This is a genomic window from Synechococcus sp. R65.1 (assembly GCF_047461755.1).
In the GTDB taxonomy this organism is placed as follows: domain Bacteria; phylum Cyanobacteriota; class Cyanobacteriia; order Thermostichales; family Thermostichaceae; genus Thermostichus.
In genome coordinates, this window is the sequence record NZ_JANSHU010000032.1 from 1 (window position 1) to 14,768 (window position 14,768).

The window sequence follows — 14,768 nt, forward strand, 5'->3', positions numbered from 1 at the left end:
GACTAGCTATGGGGGTGCAAACTTGGCAGGGCTTTCAACTCTTGTCCAAGGCCAGCTTTGATCCACAGCTTGTTCAAACTTTTCAAGAGCTGGCTACAGCTAAGCAGTTTCCTAAGGAGCCCCAAGAGAGGCCCGGCATTGCTTTCTTGCACCTGCACTGGCGCTTTCTCGATGGGCTGGCGCTGGTGGATGCGCAGGAATACCGGCCCCGCCAGGCCACGCGGCCCATGCCGCCCCCGCAGGTGGATCCGCTGCTCCAGTGGCAAGGCGAGCTGGAGGATCCGGCCGCGCAGCTACAGGTGGAAGAGTGGCGCTATGGCTATCGCCGCTTTCGCGCCATCAATCCCACGACTCAAGAGCAGCCCGTAGTCTTGCGCACGTTTTACTACCCCGCTTGGCGGGTTCAAATTGATGGACAGTTTAGGGCTGCCGAACACGACGGGTCGGGGCTGTTGCAGGTACGGATTCCCCCGGGAGAGCATCGCGTGAAGGTGCGCTACCTGGGCACGGCAGCCGAGTGGCTGGGCTGGATCCTGACGGGTGTAGCTGGTGTGCTGCTGGTAGAGCTGCGACGGCTTGTGCGTTGGTTGAGGTTGACCAGAGAAAAGGCGGCGTAGGCCCTGCCGTGCCACTTTTCTAGAGCGGACTTTTCTTTCTTCCTGCTTCCGCAACCGGCTACTACCCCCCAGAGGGATCTCCCCCGGCTCGAGCTGACGGTAGCCGCCCCTTGCTCTTGAGAGAGCAAGCTGGGAAAGGATCCCCCTCTAGGGCTGGGTAGAACGTCAATTGAGCTTCTCTTAGGCTTGTCTCCCGGCAGAGAGAGCTTTTCTCCGCTACCCTAGAGCTAGTAAAGCAAAGAGATTGGCAGCAATGAGCCACTACGAAGGGCGGCCTGCCCAACTCGGCTTCCTCAGGGAGGGGGAGCAACGCCCCCGCCGACCGCGTGGCCAGGCCTTGCAGGTGGGAGTGCTTGGCTTCTTGGTGGGATTGGGGCTTGTGGGAGGAGCCTGGTGGTACAGCAGGGGGCCGCGGCAAACTTTTTCCCTGTATTGGCTGACCACGGTTGACAACTCTATCCACTACGTGCAGCAGGAGCGCTCTCTTCGCGCCTTTGATGCCCAAGAGGCCATTCGTAGGGCTCTAGAGGAGTTGATCGCTGGACCCAAGGATCCCCGCCTCACCACCGCTATTCCTCCCCAGACGCGGGTGCTGGATGTACGGGTGGAAGGCGACGATATTTTTTTGAACTTCTCCCCCGAATTTACGCAAGGGGGGGGATCCACCGCAATGATGGGTCGGATTGCCCAGGTACTCTACACGGTTACTAGCCAAAACCCTAATGCACGGGTTTGGATCTCCGTGGAGGGACAGGCCCTCGAAGTGCTAGGGGGAGAAGGGCTGATTCTTGACCAACCCTTGACGCGGGCCTCGTTCTTGCCCAGTTTCCCGCTTCCGGCAGAATCCAAGGCAGAGCCGTCAGCCGCATCGGCCTCTTAAGCAGCCATGCTCTCTGGAGTGAAGCTGTCTCCAGCGTCCGCCCTTGGCCAACCAACGGTGAAGCTGGGCCAAAAGGTGCTGCTGGTAGACCCCAACTCCGGAAGAACACCTGCGAAAGACTTCATAGGCCAGACTCATTTTCCAGCCGCTCGAGACTAGCGGGGTTGGGATCCAGCTTCAGGGAGTAGAGGCCGTAACAGGCCAGCAGCCAATTGAGAAGACGAGCTGCAATGCGGGCAGTTGGTCGCGTTGCCGAGCTTACCGCCACCCCTCCCAGGGAAACGCCGACCACAGGACGAGCAGCGAAGATGGCCTCACAAGTTTGTAACAACCGAAACCAGCTCAGCCCCCCTGGCTCTGGGTGGTGCACTGCTGGTGCTAGCGAGGGATCCAGCACGCTACAGTCCACCACCAAAAACACTGGCTGCTCCGGCAAAGCCTCGACGACCTGCTGCGGATCCCAGGCCTCTTGAGCCCAGAAAATGGGGCTGTGGTGGTCTCTTAGCCAAGCGTAGGCGCGGGCACTGCTGCTGCGCAGCCCCACGTGCACTACCGGCAGGCCGTGCTGGTAGAGCAGCTCTACCCAAGCGCCGTTGCCGTAGCTCATATCTTGATCTGGCTGGGTCATCTCTATGGGGGGCATGAAGTTGGCATGAGCGCTGCAATGCACCACACTGAGACTCAAGTAGTGCTTCCAAAGGGCACGAATGGCCCCCCAACTGGCTGCTAGAACCGAAGGCAACAAGACCGGCCACTGTTGTCGTCGCCAGGCCTGGGTCACTGCTGCCTCACACAGGCCATAGGGTGGCTCATCCATCAGCCCCGGCAACTGCGCCACCGCCAGCTGATCCACATCGATCCCCAAGCGCGGCTCAAAAGCACACAGTTCTGCGCCTGCATTGAGGATGGTCAACGGAGCTTGGGTATCCGGGCCAAAGGCAGTGGGAATGAGGAGAACCCTGGCGCTGGACTGGGAGCAGGGATGGAGGGACCACTGGGCCATAGGCGGCGTTTCTGCTTGCCAAAGGGGGGATCCCTACCAAGTTACTCGACCCCGCAGTTGCTCCATCTTGGCTGGGCCGATGCCCTTAACGCGCTGCAGATCCTCCAAAGAAGCAAAGGGGCGGGCCTCGATAATCCGTTGCGCCAGGTCTGGGCCGATGCCAGGCAACTGCTCCAGTTCGGCTGCCGTGGCTGTGTTCAAGTTAACGCGAGGGGGACTGGGGGTAGCTAGCGAAGGGGAGGACCTCGAGGTGGCCTCTAGCAGCTCCGGCTCTACTGTGGGGGAAGTAGGGGCAAGCGGAAGGGGGTTGGGGCAGCGGCGGGCTGCTTCCTCTACTTCCTCCCGCAAGCGACGGCTGGGGCCAAAGCGGGCCTCGGCCAGGAGCCGCTCGAACTCTCGCACAAAGTGATCCACCACCTGCCTATTGCGGATAATCAAGAGGTTTTCGTCGTTGAGGTGGTTGGCCGAGACTGACCAGTTGTGGGAGCCGGTGATCACCGTGGCCTGGGGGGTGCCGGGATCGAGAATAGCGAACTTGTGGTGTAGCTTGTCGCCGGGGGCGAGGTTGGGTATGCCTATGGCTTGGGGGGGCTGCTGCCAGGGCAGGCGGGCCGGATCCAGGCGGCAGTTTTCGTCTGGAAGCGCCAACCCCCACATCTCTAGGGTGCGGCTGTAGTCGCGGAAGGCAAAGCCGGGATCAAACAGGCCGCGGATCTCCACCTTGCGCTCCTGGTGCAGTTGCCGGAGCTGGTTGGCAATGCCAGAGTCGGTAAAGACAAACAGAGCCAGATCCACCCGCTTCTGCGCTTGGGCCAGGGTGGTCGCAATAATGCCGTTAGAAGTAGCCTCATAGGGCAGGGAACGGCTGGCGGGGGAAAAATGCACCTCCACGACGGCATCGTCAATCAACACCGTCTGCAGGGGTCGCTTGCGCTTTTGCACGCCAAAGCGGCTATCGGGCAGCCCTCCCGGCCCGTCCCCCCACATGAGGTTGAACTCCTCCGTATAGATGCGGGCCAGCTCGGGGCTATCCAGTAGCAGCAGGTGGTTGGCATTGCCCACGCTGCCAGGAGCATCGAAATCCCCATGGATATCGGAGAGGGTGAAATTGGCTGAGCCAGTCAGCACCCGCTGCCCGTCGATAACTACAAACTTGTGATGCATCAGGCCGCTGCCCTTGGAGCCGTCGGCGGTGTCGTCCAGCCAGGGCACCTGGCCTCTATCCAGCAAGGCGTACACGTCCCGGCTGGCGACCTCCTCGGGGGAAAACCGCCCGTCCCGGTTTACATCCACCAGACGGCGATACTCTTCGAACTTTTGACGGCTGCGCTCGTCCAGCGCCTGCACTTCGGCAGGGGTCAGCCGGTGCCAGGCCCGCACGTAGGTGTTTTCGGTAATCACGCGCACTGGGATCCCGGCCTGCCGCCGCTCTGCAAGGGCCTGGGCGATGAGGGGCAAGTTTAGCTCCTGTACCGCCACATCCACCGACCGCCGAGCAGAACGAATCTGGGAGATAATCAACTCCTCCAGGTTGTAGCCGTAGCGGTGGATCTGGCGATAGGGATCCCGATAGGTGCTCTCGCGGCTTTGGTTAAACGCCACCCGGATGCGAGGGTGCTGCGGCAGAGGGGCCAGGGTGGGCAGCTCTGGTTCTTGGGGAGAGGGCCGAGGGCCTACCCAGTAGCCAACTGCTACCAGGATCAACAGCAGGGCGGCCCAGGGCAGCCAACGGCGCAGTTGCCGCCACCAAGATGGGATCCAGCTCATCCCCTTTTCCCCTTGCAGCAACCCCCTTCAGAATACCGAACTTTGCCGAAAAACTGGGCATAAAGCCCCGTCCTACATTCGAGCCGTCAACGGCCTCATCTACGTCATCGCCAGAGCTTTGGGGCAATAAGATAAGTCTAGCGGTTGATTGAGGAGGCCCGGCGTGGAACGGCCCAAGTGGGTAGCTATTATTACGGGAGTTCTGGCCATTGCTTTGGGGGTGGGCTATTTGTTGCTGGCGCAGCTATTGGATTACCGCGGGGGTAAGTTCTTGCCAGCGCCGTCGGAGCCACCAGGGGTCTTGAGCGTCTTGGCAGGGATCCCTGGCCTGAATTAGCTGAGAGCAATTGACTGTATGCTCAGCTACAGCACGCTCCCTGCTCAAGAAGCGGCTGGGGGGAGATAGGGAAACATTTGGGCAGACGGGGAGTTGGCATAGTGTTGTCGCGCTCCACTTGGCTGTGGTTATTAACAGGGCTGGGCCTGGTGGCCTTGAGCCAGTACCTGCAGTGGGTTGGCGGCATCCACAGCTCTATCGCCTCCTACTCGGAACCGCTGGCCGACCTGACCGTGGCCGGCATTCTGGGAGGAACGGTGACTACGGGGCTGGTGGTGCGCCACTGGTGGCAGCAGGTTTGCCGAGGACAAAAGGAACCCCCCCCAGGGGCCAAGCCGCGGCGGCGGGTTAAGTTGACGCGGGCTCAGGTGCAGGCAGATCTGCAGGATGTCGATTCCCTTATCCAGAAGTTGCAAAACGACATCAGCCGCCGTGCCCTGCAAGCCAAGAAACAGGAGATCGATCGGCGGCTGGCTGAGGAGGCATTGCACCTAGTGGTGTTTGGCACGGCTTCTGCTGGCAAAACCTCTCTCATCAACGCTCTGCTGGGGCGGCCGGTTGGGGAAACTGCCCCCACTCTGGGCACCACCCAGCAGGGCTCCATTCACACCTATCAACTGGAAGGTTGGAACAGCCCCATTTACCTCACCGATACCCCTGGGCTATTGACCATCGGCGGTGCCGGCGAAGCAGAGGCCCGCGCCCTCGCCCAGAAAGCGGATCTGTTGATTGTGGTGGTGGCCGGGGATCTGCTGGCTTCGGAATACGCGGAGCTGCTGGAGTTGGCTCGGTTGGGGAAAGCCACTATCCTAGCCCTCAACAAGACGGATCAAATGCTGCCGGAAGATGTGGAGACCGTCCTAACCCACCTGCGCCGCCGCACTGCCGGTGTCATCCCTCCTGAGCAGGTGGTGGCCATTGCCGCTGACCCCGAGCCCTTGAAAGTCCGCTACTGCTTCCCGGACGGATCCCGTCAGGAGACCTGGGAGCCCCAGCCCCCTGATACCGCCGCCCTCATCCAGCAGATGGCCCGCCTACTGCAGCAAAAGGGATCCCATCTGCGCCTAGCCAACGCCCTCCTGCAAACCCGAACCTTGAGCGAGGCTGCCCAGCAAGCCCTGCGGGAAGAGCGCTGCCAACGGGGCCGCCAGATCGTGGAGCGGATGCAGTGGGCAACAGCTGCGGCTCTGGCGGTAACCCCCCTCCCTGCCTTGGATGTCCTGGCGGGGGTGGCCATTCAGGCCCGCATGATTGGAGAGCTGCACCAGGTCTTCGATCGCCGCATTACCCTGCAGCAGGCTCAGGCAATTGCTCACCGGTTGGCCCAAATGATTGTGCAACTGGGCGGACTGGAGCTAGCTACCCATGCCTTCAGCTCTGCCCTCAAAGCCAGCCCCTGGATGCTCATGGGGATCCCTCTGCAGGCAGCTAGCGGAGCCTATCTGACGCGGGTGGCAGGGCTCAGCTACCTGGAGTGGCTGCAGTCAGGGGATCCCTGGCAGGAGGAGCTCCTGCAAGAGCGGCTGAGGCAGCAGCTCCAGAACGGCCATCCCCTGGCTTTCCTCAGACAGTTAGCTCGCCAGGCCCCCTCCAGCTCCAGCAGCTAGCCGAAGACTTTTCCAAGAACCCGCTAGGAAACCAGCAGGGCTGACGGGACTGGGCGGATTTGAACCGCCGACCTAGCGCTTAGGAGGCGCTTGCTCTATCCAGGCTGAGCTACAGCCCCAGGTCAGGTACCTCACTGATACTAGCAGAGAGGCTAGGGGGTATCGCCGCAAGGCTGCCGAGCAATAGCGTTCTTATGGAATTGCTGGAACAAAGGCTTTGCTTTCTGACACAAAACCCAACGCGGCGGCTCACCCCAGTAGTACTCTTTTTTCCAAATGGGCAAGCGCTCCTTGATTGCATCAATGATGTAACGTGCTCCAGCAAAAGCGGCGCCGCGATGTTCAGCTGTAGCACCAACCCAAACCGCAATATCACCAATTGCAAGATGACCCTGGCGGTGACAGGCAACAGCACCGCAGAGGCCAAACTTGGCGTGGGCTTCTCGGAGGATCTTCTCGCCCTCCTTCTGGGCAAGGATCTCGTAGACTTCGTACTCCAAGCTGAGAACAGGTTTGCCCTGGCTGTGGTTGCGTACCCAGCCCTCGAAGGTTACTAAGGCACCCGCTGTGTTATTGACGAGCAAACGACTGAGTTCAGCTGGCTGGATGGTGCTATCCACAATTAGAAAACGCAGCATTTAGCCCCCACAAACTGGTGGAATGAAAACTACCAAGGCACCTTCATCTATCGGCCTAGTCAAGTCACAGAACTCATGATTGACAGCAACCTTAACGTCCTCCGCTGCTAGCGAAAATCCATACTTTGCTTGCAGCTGCTGATAGAGCTCTAGGTAGTTTGCTGCACTGGTTTGCAGTACTTCGCTGCTCCGCTGAGCCTGTTCCCGCAGCACTGCTACATATTGAATTGTTACGGTCTTACTTAGGACAGATTGAGTTACCATGGCTGCAACTACCCCAAACTGATTGGAAAGTGGCATACTCCTCGGCGGTATTGACGTTCATGAGCTCGACCTCATGGTTGGGGGTAACTAGGGTGCAGGGCTGCCTGCTGAGGATTTCCACAGGGCAGTACACCCCTTCCGCGTAAGCCCTTTCGAGTACCGCTGCAGCTTGAGGAGTATAGATGGCGCAAAGAGCTTCCGGGAAGCCGCGCTCGGGGTTAACATAGCAAGTTGCGATTGTTTCGGCTTGGTAGTGATCCAGCAGCTTTTGGATTGTTTCTGACCGAAGGTTCAGTAGATCACAGGCAACAACCAACCAGTTAGCTTCAGGATGAGTATTCAAGGCAGTCAATAGGCCACTGATCGGGCCAACGCTTTCTACTAGATCTGGTAGTGTGGGCAAGAGCTCTAGAGCTGTGCCCGACCACTGACCGGCACGCGCTGACAAGTAAACCTGCTGGCAGTAGGGCTGCAGCAGTTCATAGAGATAGGCGGCGTGGGGTTTGCCAAAAGGGTTCAGCAGCGCTTTATCGCGACCCATGCGCTTGCTACGTCCCCCTGTGAGCACCAAGCCATAGAGGGGACGTTCCAGGAGGGCGTTTTTGCCGCCGGACTTAGTTACTAGGCGGGTCTCCTGGATGCAGATATGGGGCGACACCGACTTGCACATGTCATAGATTGTCAGCGCTGCTGTTGCCGCACCACAGAGAGCTTCCATTTCAACCCCTGTCTTAGCGCTGGTCTTGACAGTGCAGTGGATGGTTACAAGCAAGTGATCATCAATTGTGATATCAAAGGTGCAGTCTTCAACAGGGATCTGATGACAAAAGGGGATCAGTTGGTCAGTTCTTTTAACAGCCATTGTGCCGGCAATGGTTGCTGTCTGAAATACCGGTCCTTTTTTCAGGTGGATATCTTGGCCAACAACATAGGATCTGAGAGCAGGTGGCAGTTGAACTCTTGCCCGTGCTGTGGCCGTTCGCAAAGACACCGATTTGTGGCTAATATCTACCATATGCGGATGGCCTTGAGCATTAAGATGGGCCCATGTACGATCAGCTTTGTCCATAGAGCTAGCCCCCTAAGCCGTACATTGGGTGTGAGACCTGCTCAACCCGGCGCAGTGGTTTCATCCCCAAAAGCTGCTGGTAAATTTGCTGACGTTGGCCTGGTGTTTTGTCTCGAACCGAGAGACCCTCCTCACTAAATAGGCAGGCAAAGAGACGACCATCAGCTGTCAAGCGCCACCGGGAACAGCTGCTGCAGAAGGGCTGAGACTCAGAGGCAATAAATCCAACTTTAACATTCTCGTCGATTGTAAAGTAAAACGCTGTCGAATCAGGTGCCGCTGGAAGGGGGGTTAGAGTATAGCGTTCTTGCAGACGGGCAATGCACTCTTGTGCTGAAACGTAGTGTTCTTCATAGAGAGAGTTGGCATAGCCGACCCGCATCAGCTCCAGAAAGCGAACTGTCACGCCTGTCTTGCGGGCAAACTCAACGAAATCAAATAGCTCGCAATCGTTGATCCCCCGCATTACAACCGTATTGACTTTGAGGCTAAATCCCCGGGCAATACCCTCCTGGATATTACGGAGAATATCCGCCAGGCAGTCGCGACGGGCAATTGCAGCTTGGGTGGAGGGCTGTAGGCTATCGAGGCTAACATTAAGGTTGAGAACGTTGGCAGCCTTGAGAACGTCCCAGTAGCGGTGGAGCAGCAGGCCATTGGTTGTTAGGCTGAGGGACGGGATCTTCAGCTTGGCAAGTTCCTGAATGACTTCATCAAAGTCTTGCCGAACCAGAGGCTCACCACCTGTAATGCGAACTTCTTCAATGCCATAGTCCAGCAACTCGCCAATAACTTCTTTGTATTGCTGCGGAGTTAAGTAGCTACTTTTGTCCAGAAATTCTGGATGCAAAGGCATGCAGTAGCGGCAGCGAAGGTTGCATTGATCGGTTAGAGAAACCCTTAGCTTGCGAATGCGACGATTCCATTGATCCACTAGCTGCATCTTAGTACCACGGATAGAATTGGATGCTTTGCTCGGGGCTGAGGATAGTTTGAGCCGGGGGTAACTCTACAAAGCCATCGCTGTCTGTTAGAGCGATGAAGTCTCCGGAGTTGTTAGGCATAATCGGTGTAAAGACTCGGTTGGCGCTCATCTTAACGGGCACAAAAAGAGTGAGATTGGGTTTGAAGGTAATGACTTCACTTAGGTGCCCAGAGTCAGTGTTACGGTTGAGGAGATAACGATGCAAACATACAAGAGCTGAGATGGGGTTGCCTGGGAGGCCCCAAACTATAGTATTGGCCTGATGGTCGATGCCAAACCACATTGGCTTGCCTGGCTTTTGCGCCACGCCGTGGATGTAGGCAGTAACACCACAGCTTTGCCAGATGGCCGGCAAGTAGTCACACTTTCCCCTTGAAACACCCCCAGAGTAAATCAAGAGGTCGTAGTTTGGGGTATTGGCTTGGTAGTGGGTGGCAATGGCAGCAGGATCGTCCGGAAGGTGATCGGTCTCAACCTCGGTATACCCGTAGGCAAGAAGAGCCGCTCGGAGGGCCTCAGCGTTGGAGCGCCGCAGTTGGTAGGGTGCAGGGGTCTGCTCAATGGGAATCAATTCGCTGCCAGTTGCCACAACTTTGATGCGAGGAGTCCTCTCAACTTGGATGCGGCTGTAGCCAAAGGAGGCCAAGATCCCGACGTGGATGCTCTTGAGGGTAATGCCGGGGCGGAGAACCAGCGCTCCTGCAGAACAATCGCTACCTTGGGGATGAACAAAATCACCCCTGTTGCGTTCGACTTCCTGGGTGATGGTGGCAATTCCTCCCTCGATACGAATTTGCTCGTAGGGAATGACGAGATCACTACCCAGCGGCAGGGCACAGCCAGTCATCACTTCCAAGCACTGCTGCGGATCGGGCAGGGTGGCAGGGCTTGTCCCCGCAGGGGCTATGCCTGCAACAGCAAAGCTTCGCTGCCCAGCAGCATAAGCGGCATAGTTGATGGCGATACCGTCCATCAGGACCCGGTTAATTGGCGGGTAGTCCCGATCGGCGTAGATCGGCTCTGCCAAAACCCGGCCCACACAGCTTGCAATCGGGATCGACTCGGTTTTGGCTGGCAGCCAGTGGTCTTTAATAATGGCTTCAGCTTCCTGGACAGTGACCATAGGTGTGGGGTGCGGAAAATTCCTGAAAGGCGGGTAGGAAATTGCGGTTTTCGTGGCCAGGGCGACTGAGCTTAATGAGGGCAAAGCGCTGCAACGGGGTCAGCTTTTGCCATAGCTCAAGAGTCAGCACGACCCCCTTGGCTGCCGCCTGCTCAAGAACGCAGTCAGGGATGGTGGTAGCGTCTTCCCAGGCAGGGTTTGGATCAACAGTTACCTCAGCGGCCTGCTCTTGGCAGACACTTTCGATAAGGTGAATTAGGTAGGCGCGGTAGGCAGCTCGGTTGTCAGCGGTATCCGTTGGCAGGTCAACCAAACTTTGGCGCTGCTGGTAACTAAAACGCAGCCACTGATGTAACTTGAGCTTGATGCCGCACTGATCGAGCTTTAAGCGCACGATCATGGGAATGCAGCGAAGGCTGTCGGCAAAGTCTTGCTCAAACTTAAAGATCATTTTGGTGGCAGCTCGATGCGACTAAGCTTGACGGCACAGGCTTTGAGTTCAGGTTGCTTTGAGCTGGGGCAGGCAACCGGGTGGGTGAGAGCGTTACAGCTTGTATCATTGCCCCACAATGCCCCCCAGTGCATGGGCATGAACACTGTGCCAGGGCTGATGGCGCAGGTAATTTTAACCGGCAGGGTAGCCTTGCCGCGCCGTGATTCAATCCTCACCCAGTCACCCTCAGTTAGCCCTACCTTGCTGGCATCGCGGGGATGGATTTCGAGAAAGGGTTGGGGGTGCATTGCTCGGATTTTGGCGACATGTCCAGTGCGGGTTTGGGTGTGCCAATGGCCATAGAGACGTCCTGTGGTGAGGATGTAGGGATATTCAGGGTCGGGCGGCTCGGCAAGGCCGCGGGAATGGCTGGGGATAAAGCGGGCACGACCTGTGGGCGTTGGGAAACGGTGAAAGGACTCCGTCCCGCTGGCGCGATCGGTATAGAGGTTGCGGGTCTCCACTGAACCTGTGCGCGGATATGGCCATTGCTGAGGCCCCTGGCGCAGGAGCTCATGGCTGAGGCCAGACTGATCGCAGAGACGCCCGGCAGTTAGACCCACATATTCGGCAAAGACCTCAGCGCTATCGGCAAAGTCAAATGCCTTGGCAAAGCCCAGGCGGCGGCCTACTTCCGCCCAAATTTCCCAATCAGCCCGCGCTTCACCAGGAGGGTTACGCCAAGCTGGACAGAGGGTAACGCGGCGCTCCGAATTGGTCATGGTGCCTGTCTTTTCGCCCCACTGGGCAGCAGGGAGTACCAGATGGGCATAGGCAGTGCTTTCGGTGGGGAAGTAGGCGTCTTGGACAATCGTAAAGGGCGACCGCGCCAGAGCTGCTTCTACCCGACGTAGATCAGGCAGGCTCACCAGGGGATTGGTGGCGGCAATCCAGAAAATATCGAGGGCATCGGCTTCGAGGGCACGGATCATCCCCAGCGCATCAAGGCCAGGTTCAGGGTTAATTGGGCCAAGCTGCCAGTGCTGCTCCACTGCTGCCCGATCCTCTGGATTCGTAACCTTGCGGTAGCCGGGCAATAGATGTGCCAAGCCGCCCGCTTCTCGACCGCCCATAGCATTGGGCTGACCTGTTAGCGAAAAGGGCCCTGCCCCTGCAAACCCTATCTGGCCGGTGAGCAAATGGAGATTGATGAGGCTGGTCACCTTGGCCGTGCCTTCGCTGGACTGGTTAAGCCCCATCGACCACATGGAAAGCGTTTTCTGCGACTGCTGCCACAGTCGCGCAACAGCAAGTACCTCCTCAACTTCTAGGCCACAGCGGCTGGCTACTTGCTCAGGGGTGTAGTCGGCAACCAGGGCAGCATAGGCTTCAAAGCCTTCGGTGTGCTGGGCAATGAAGTCATGGTTGATGGCGCCCCACTGAATGAGTAGGTGAGCAATGCCATTGAGCAAGTCAATATCGCTACCTGGAGTAATCCTCAGATACAAATCGGCCTCCTCAGCCGTCTGCGTACGACGGGGATCCACCACAACAATCTTTAGGCTTGGGTCGCTTTTGTGGCGCTTGCGCAAGCGATTGAACAGAATTGGGTGGCATTCAGCGGTATTGGTGCCGATCAAAAAAGCCAGCTCGCAGCTATCGAGATCCGTGTAGCTACAGGGGGGGCCGTCCGAGCCGAGACTCTGGCTGTAGCCCTCTACGGCAGAAGACATGCAGAGGCGGGAATTGCTGTCGAAGTTATTGCTTCCTAGACACCCCTTAAGTAGCTTTTGGGCAATGTAGTAATCTTCGGTTAGCAACTGCCCTGAGCCGTAGATGGCAATCCTTTCGGGAGAGGTCTGGCGAATGCGCTCGACAATTAAATCCAGCGCTTGATCCCAGCTCACCGGCTGGAAATCCTCGCTGAGGCTAGGGCGATAGAGAGGCACCGTAGCCCGATTGCAATCGAGGGTTTCCAGGAGAGTCGCACCCTTAACGCAAACCATGCCCTGGCTGGACGGATGAGCTCGATCGCCGCGAATTTTTGTGCCGTCGGCCAGAATTTCTAGGCCACAACCAACCCCACAGTAGGGACAAAGGCTGCGTACGTTATCCATGTTCCCCCTCTGTTGTTACTTGGCTTGGTGTGGGCAAGGCGGCCGTAGGGAAAGAAGCTAGGGGTGTTGGGCCTAAGGCCTGCTTATCTAGCTGTCCTTGCCGCGGTTCTCACAAGTTCCAACGCCCCAGCCTAGAGACATTGACCTGGAACTTTTGTAGCTTGCGTTACTTTTTGCTCCTCACTATGCGGAAACATCATAGGAGGAATGCTTGAGCAGCATAGCCACCTCCTGCCAACTGCGGTTAGGTCTCTAGGCAAAGCAAGGGAGAAACAGGCAAGGAGTGCTCCTAAAGGCTCCGTCCTGCCAGACGAGGCGAGGAAAGTTTTAGGTCTGTAAAGGGCAACCTGAGATCAAGCTGCATAGGGGAGAAAGGCCCCCGAGTCGTTTGCACTTGGATACTGACGCTCCAAAGGGGAAGCAGACGCTGCTATGAGCTGACTTTCTCTTCATAAAGCCTATCTAATGCTCTGCCGTCGAGCAACTAAAGCTCCGCACGTCATGACCTTGATCAAGCTGCTGGCGGTAATCGTAATTGTCGGCATTCTCTCTGCTATTAGCATTCCCAATTTTCTTAACCACATTCGCCGTTCCAGAGTTGCAGAAGCCCAGACAGCTCTAGCAGCTATCGGCGGTGCTTCAGAAGTTTTCCGAATGGACTTCATGGTTTATCCTCCTGCCTACGCCGATATTGAATTTGGCGGGATCCACAGGGATCGCTATTTGCAAGATCCTTGGCAAGCCCCCAACTATCGTCTTCTTGAAGTTGTTCCTCCCACTGCCAGCTCAAGCGGCGTTCGTTGGATGACTGAGTCTCACACACATACAACTGTTAGTGGGGATCTCCTGCGCTGCGACCTTGGCTTAGGGGATCGCCAGCAAGAGGTTTTGGCCTCTGGCTACGACCTGCGCAGCTCTTGCAACCTCTATCGCTAGGAAGACAAGACTCGGGCAACTTGAGCTTGAGCTGCCGACTAGCTGTTCCATCGATTGGCCGGTTCTTAACCTGCTCGACAGGTGTTATCTTGAAAGCGCCTGTGAAAGGGGAAGCGGAGCTTTGGCCAGTAGCCTGCTGATCCGCAATGCCGAGCTGGTGGTACCGGAAGGGGATCCCTGGGTGGGAGATGTGCTGGTGCAGGAGGGGCGGATTGCCCAGATTGGCCAACATCTCTCCACAGAAGGGGTGGCTAGGGTCATCGAGGCCAAGGGCCATACCCTGATGCCGGGGGTGATCGATCCCCAGGTTCACTTTCGCGAGCCAGGCCGCGAGCACAAAGAAGACCTGCAGACGGGATCCTGGGCTTGCGCTCGCGGTGGGGTCACTAGCTTTTTGGAGATGCCCAATACAGATCCGCCGACAATTGACCAGAGAGCGCTAGAGGACAAATTGGCGCGGGCTGCCAGCAAGTGCGTCGTCAACTACGGCTTTTTCATTGGAGCCACTGCCGATAACTTAAAGGAGCTGCAGCGGGTGCAAGGAGCCTGCGGCATCAAGATCTTCATGGGATCCATGCATGGTCCGCTACTGGTGGACGATCAGGCTGCCCTAGAGAGGATCTTTGCCGAAACGGATCCCAACCTGGTCATTGCTGTCCACGCTGAGGATCACGCGCGGATTCAGGCCCGCCGAGCTCTTTTTGCCGGACGTACGGATGTGGCGGTTCACTCCCTCATTCAGGACGAAGAAGCAGCCTTGATTGCCTCGCGCCGAGCTCTAGACTTGGCCACCCGCTACCGCCACCGCCTGCACATTTTGCACCTCTCCACTGGCCTGGAGGTGGAGCTGCTGCGCCAGCACAAGCCAGCTTGGGTCAGCGCTGAGGTTACCCCCCAACCTGTCACTTATACCCATCTCCGAGCCGCCGAGACAGGCAGACCTGGGGCGTGCCGCCAAGGGGCTGTAGAAAATGAGGGGGGGGGGGGGGGGG

At 57.8% G+C, this 14,768-nt stretch carries 14 protein-coding genes, 1 tRNA gene and 1 pseudogene; 6 read left to right on the forward strand and 10 right to left on the reverse strand.

The window, feature by feature from the left end; all coding sequences use genetic code 11:
- Together NW814_RS10700 and NW814_RS10705 are read left to right on the forward strand one after the other, a co-directional pair.
- A pseudogene (locus NW814_RS10700) lies at nucleotides 1-617 on the forward strand (hypothetical protein); the annotation flags it as partial.
- A 253-nt stretch (nucleotides 618-870) separates the two neighbouring features.
- A complete protein-coding gene (locus NW814_RS10705) occupies nucleotides 871-1,497 on the forward strand; it encodes a GerMN domain-containing protein (protein WP_414406285.1) in 627 nt (208 codons plus the stop codon).
- 121 nt (nucleotides 1,498-1,618) lie between these two features.
- On the opposite strand, the gene NW814_RS10710 is transcribed toward NW814_RS10705, so the two are convergent.
- Both NW814_RS10710 and NW814_RS10715 read right to left on the reverse strand, forming a co-directional pair.
- Nucleotides 1,619-2,500 carry an arginase family protein gene (locus NW814_RS10710; RefSeq protein WP_414406286.1) on the reverse strand — a complete coding sequence of 294 codons (882 nt, stop codon included), beginning with the start codon at nucleotides 2,498-2,500 and terminating at the stop codon, nucleotides 1,619-1,621.
- 33 nt (nucleotides 2,501-2,533) lie between these two features.
- Nucleotides 2,534-4,267: a phospholipase D-like domain-containing protein gene (locus tag NW814_RS10715; protein WP_414406287.1), complete on the reverse strand. Its 1,734-nt coding sequence runs from the start codon at nucleotides 4,265-4,267 to the stop codon at nucleotides 2,534-2,536.
- Nucleotides 4,268-4,430: 163 nt separating this feature from the next.
- On the opposite strand from NW814_RS10715, the gene NW814_RS10720 reads away from it, so the two are divergent.
- Both NW814_RS10720 and NW814_RS10725 read left to right on the forward strand, forming a co-directional pair.
- The gene (locus NW814_RS10720; protein ID WP_414406288.1) at nucleotides 4,431-4,604 is read left to right on the forward strand and encodes a hypothetical protein; all 174 of its coding nucleotides are present in this window, start codon (nucleotides 4,431-4,433) and stop codon (nucleotides 4,602-4,604) included.
- Nucleotides 4,605-4,705: 101 nt separating this feature from the next.
- Nucleotides 4,706-6,211, forward strand: a complete 1,506-nt coding sequence (locus NW814_RS10725; protein ID WP_414406289.1) for a YcjF family protein — start codon at nucleotides 4,706-4,708, stop codon at nucleotides 6,209-6,211.
- A 44-nt stretch (nucleotides 6,212-6,255) separates the two neighbouring features.
- Here the strand turns inward: NW814_RS10725 and NW814_RS10730 are convergent.
- From NW814_RS10730 to NW814_RS10765, 8 genes are all read right to left on the reverse strand, one after another.
- A tRNA-Arg gene (locus tag NW814_RS10730) sits at nucleotides 6,256-6,330 on the reverse strand.
- Nucleotides 6,331-6,363: 33 nt separating this feature from the next.
- Nucleotides 6,364-6,849 (reverse strand): molybdopterin synthase catalytic subunit, encoded by a 486-nt coding sequence (locus NW814_RS10735; RefSeq protein ID WP_011429088.1) that lies wholly within the window; start codon nucleotides 6,847-6,849, stop codon nucleotides 6,364-6,366.
- Nucleotides 6,850-7,149, reverse strand: coding sequence for a MoaD/ThiS family protein (locus NW814_RS10740; RefSeq protein WP_346426097.1), 300 nt, complete (start codon nucleotides 7,147-7,149; stop codon nucleotides 6,850-6,852).
- Nucleotides 7,088-8,182, reverse strand: coding sequence for a cyclic pyranopterin monophosphate synthase MoaC (moaC, locus tag NW814_RS10745; RefSeq protein ID WP_011429090.1), 1,095 nt, complete (start codon nucleotides 8,180-8,182; stop codon nucleotides 7,088-7,090). Before moaC ends, NW814_RS10740 begins: the two co-directional genes overlap by 62 nt.
- Before the next feature lie 4 nt (nucleotides 8,183-8,186).
- The gene (moaA, locus tag NW814_RS10750; RefSeq protein ID WP_414406290.1) at nucleotides 8,187-9,125 is read right to left on the reverse strand and encodes a GTP 3',8-cyclase MoaA; all 939 of its coding nucleotides are present in this window, start codon (nucleotides 9,123-9,125) and stop codon (nucleotides 8,187-8,189) included.
- 1 nt (nucleotide 9,126) lies between these two features.
- Nucleotides 9,127-10,290 (reverse strand): molybdopterin molybdotransferase MoeA, encoded by a 1,164-nt coding sequence (locus NW814_RS10755; RefSeq protein ID WP_011429092.1) that lies wholly within the window; start codon nucleotides 10,288-10,290, stop codon nucleotides 9,127-9,129.
- Nucleotides 10,268-10,741 (reverse strand): nitrate reductase associated protein, encoded by a 474-nt coding sequence (locus NW814_RS10760; protein WP_011429093.1) that lies wholly within the window; start codon nucleotides 10,739-10,741, stop codon nucleotides 10,268-10,270. The genes NW814_RS10755 and NW814_RS10760 overlap by 23 nt, the downstream gene beginning before the upstream one ends.
- Nucleotides 10,738-12,840: a molybdopterin oxidoreductase family protein gene (locus NW814_RS10765; RefSeq protein ID WP_414406291.1), complete on the reverse strand. Its 2,103-nt coding sequence runs from the start codon at nucleotides 12,838-12,840 to the stop codon at nucleotides 10,738-10,740. The genes NW814_RS10760 and NW814_RS10765 overlap by 4 nt, the downstream gene beginning before the upstream one ends.
- A gap of 501 nt (nucleotides 12,841-13,341) precedes the next feature.
- On the opposite strand from NW814_RS10765, the gene NW814_RS10770 reads away from it, so the two are divergent.
- Nucleotides 13,342-13,776 carry a type IV pilin protein gene (locus NW814_RS10770; RefSeq protein ID WP_414406292.1) on the forward strand — a complete coding sequence of 145 codons (435 nt, stop codon included), beginning with the start codon at nucleotides 13,342-13,344 and terminating at the stop codon, nucleotides 13,774-13,776.
- 121 nt (nucleotides 13,777-13,897) lie between these two features.
- The coding region (locus NW814_RS10775; RefSeq protein ID WP_414406293.1) for an amidohydrolase family protein at nucleotides 13,898-14,768 on the forward strand (871 nt) is incomplete at its 3' end.

Coding starts and splice junctions, on each gene's coding strand:
- NW814_RS10705 (WP_414406285.1), top strand. CDS start 871: ATGAGCCACTACGAAGGGCGGCCTGCCCAACTCGGCTTCCTCAGGGAG.
- NW814_RS10710 (WP_414406286.1), bottom strand. CDS start 2,500: ATGGCCCAGTGGTCCCTCCATCCCTGCTCCCAGTCCAGCGCCAGGGTT.
- NW814_RS10715 (WP_414406287.1), bottom strand. CDS start 4,267: ATGAGCTGGATCCCATCTTGGTGGCGGCAACTGCGCCGTTGGCTGCCC.
- NW814_RS10735 (WP_011429088.1), bottom strand. CDS start 6,849: ATGCTGCGTTTTCTAATTGTGGATAGCACCATCCAGCCAGCTGAACTC.
- NW814_RS10740 (WP_346426097.1), bottom strand. CDS start 7,149: ATGCCACTTTCCAATCAGTTTGGGGTAGTTGCAGCCATGGTAACTCAA.
- moaC (WP_011429090.1), bottom strand. CDS start 8,182: ATGGACAAAGCTGATCGTACATGGGCCCATCTTAATGCTCAAGGCCAT.
- moaA (WP_414406290.1), bottom strand. CDS start 9,125: ATGCAGCTAGTGGATCAATGGAATCGTCGCATTCGCAAGCTAAGGGTT.
- NW814_RS10755 (WP_011429092.1), bottom strand. CDS start 10,290: ATGGTCACTGTCCAGGAAGCTGAAGCCATTATTAAAGACCACTGGCTG.
- NW814_RS10760 (WP_011429093.1), bottom strand. CDS start 10,741: ATGATCTTTAAGTTTGAGCAAGACTTTGCCGACAGCCTTCGCTGCATT.
- NW814_RS10765 (WP_414406291.1), bottom strand. CDS start 12,840: ATGGATAACGTACGCAGCCTTTGTCCCTACTGTGGGGTTGGTTGTGGC.
- NW814_RS10770 (WP_414406292.1), top strand. CDS start 13,342: ATGACCTTGATCAAGCTGCTGGCGGTAATCGTAATTGTCGGCATTCTC.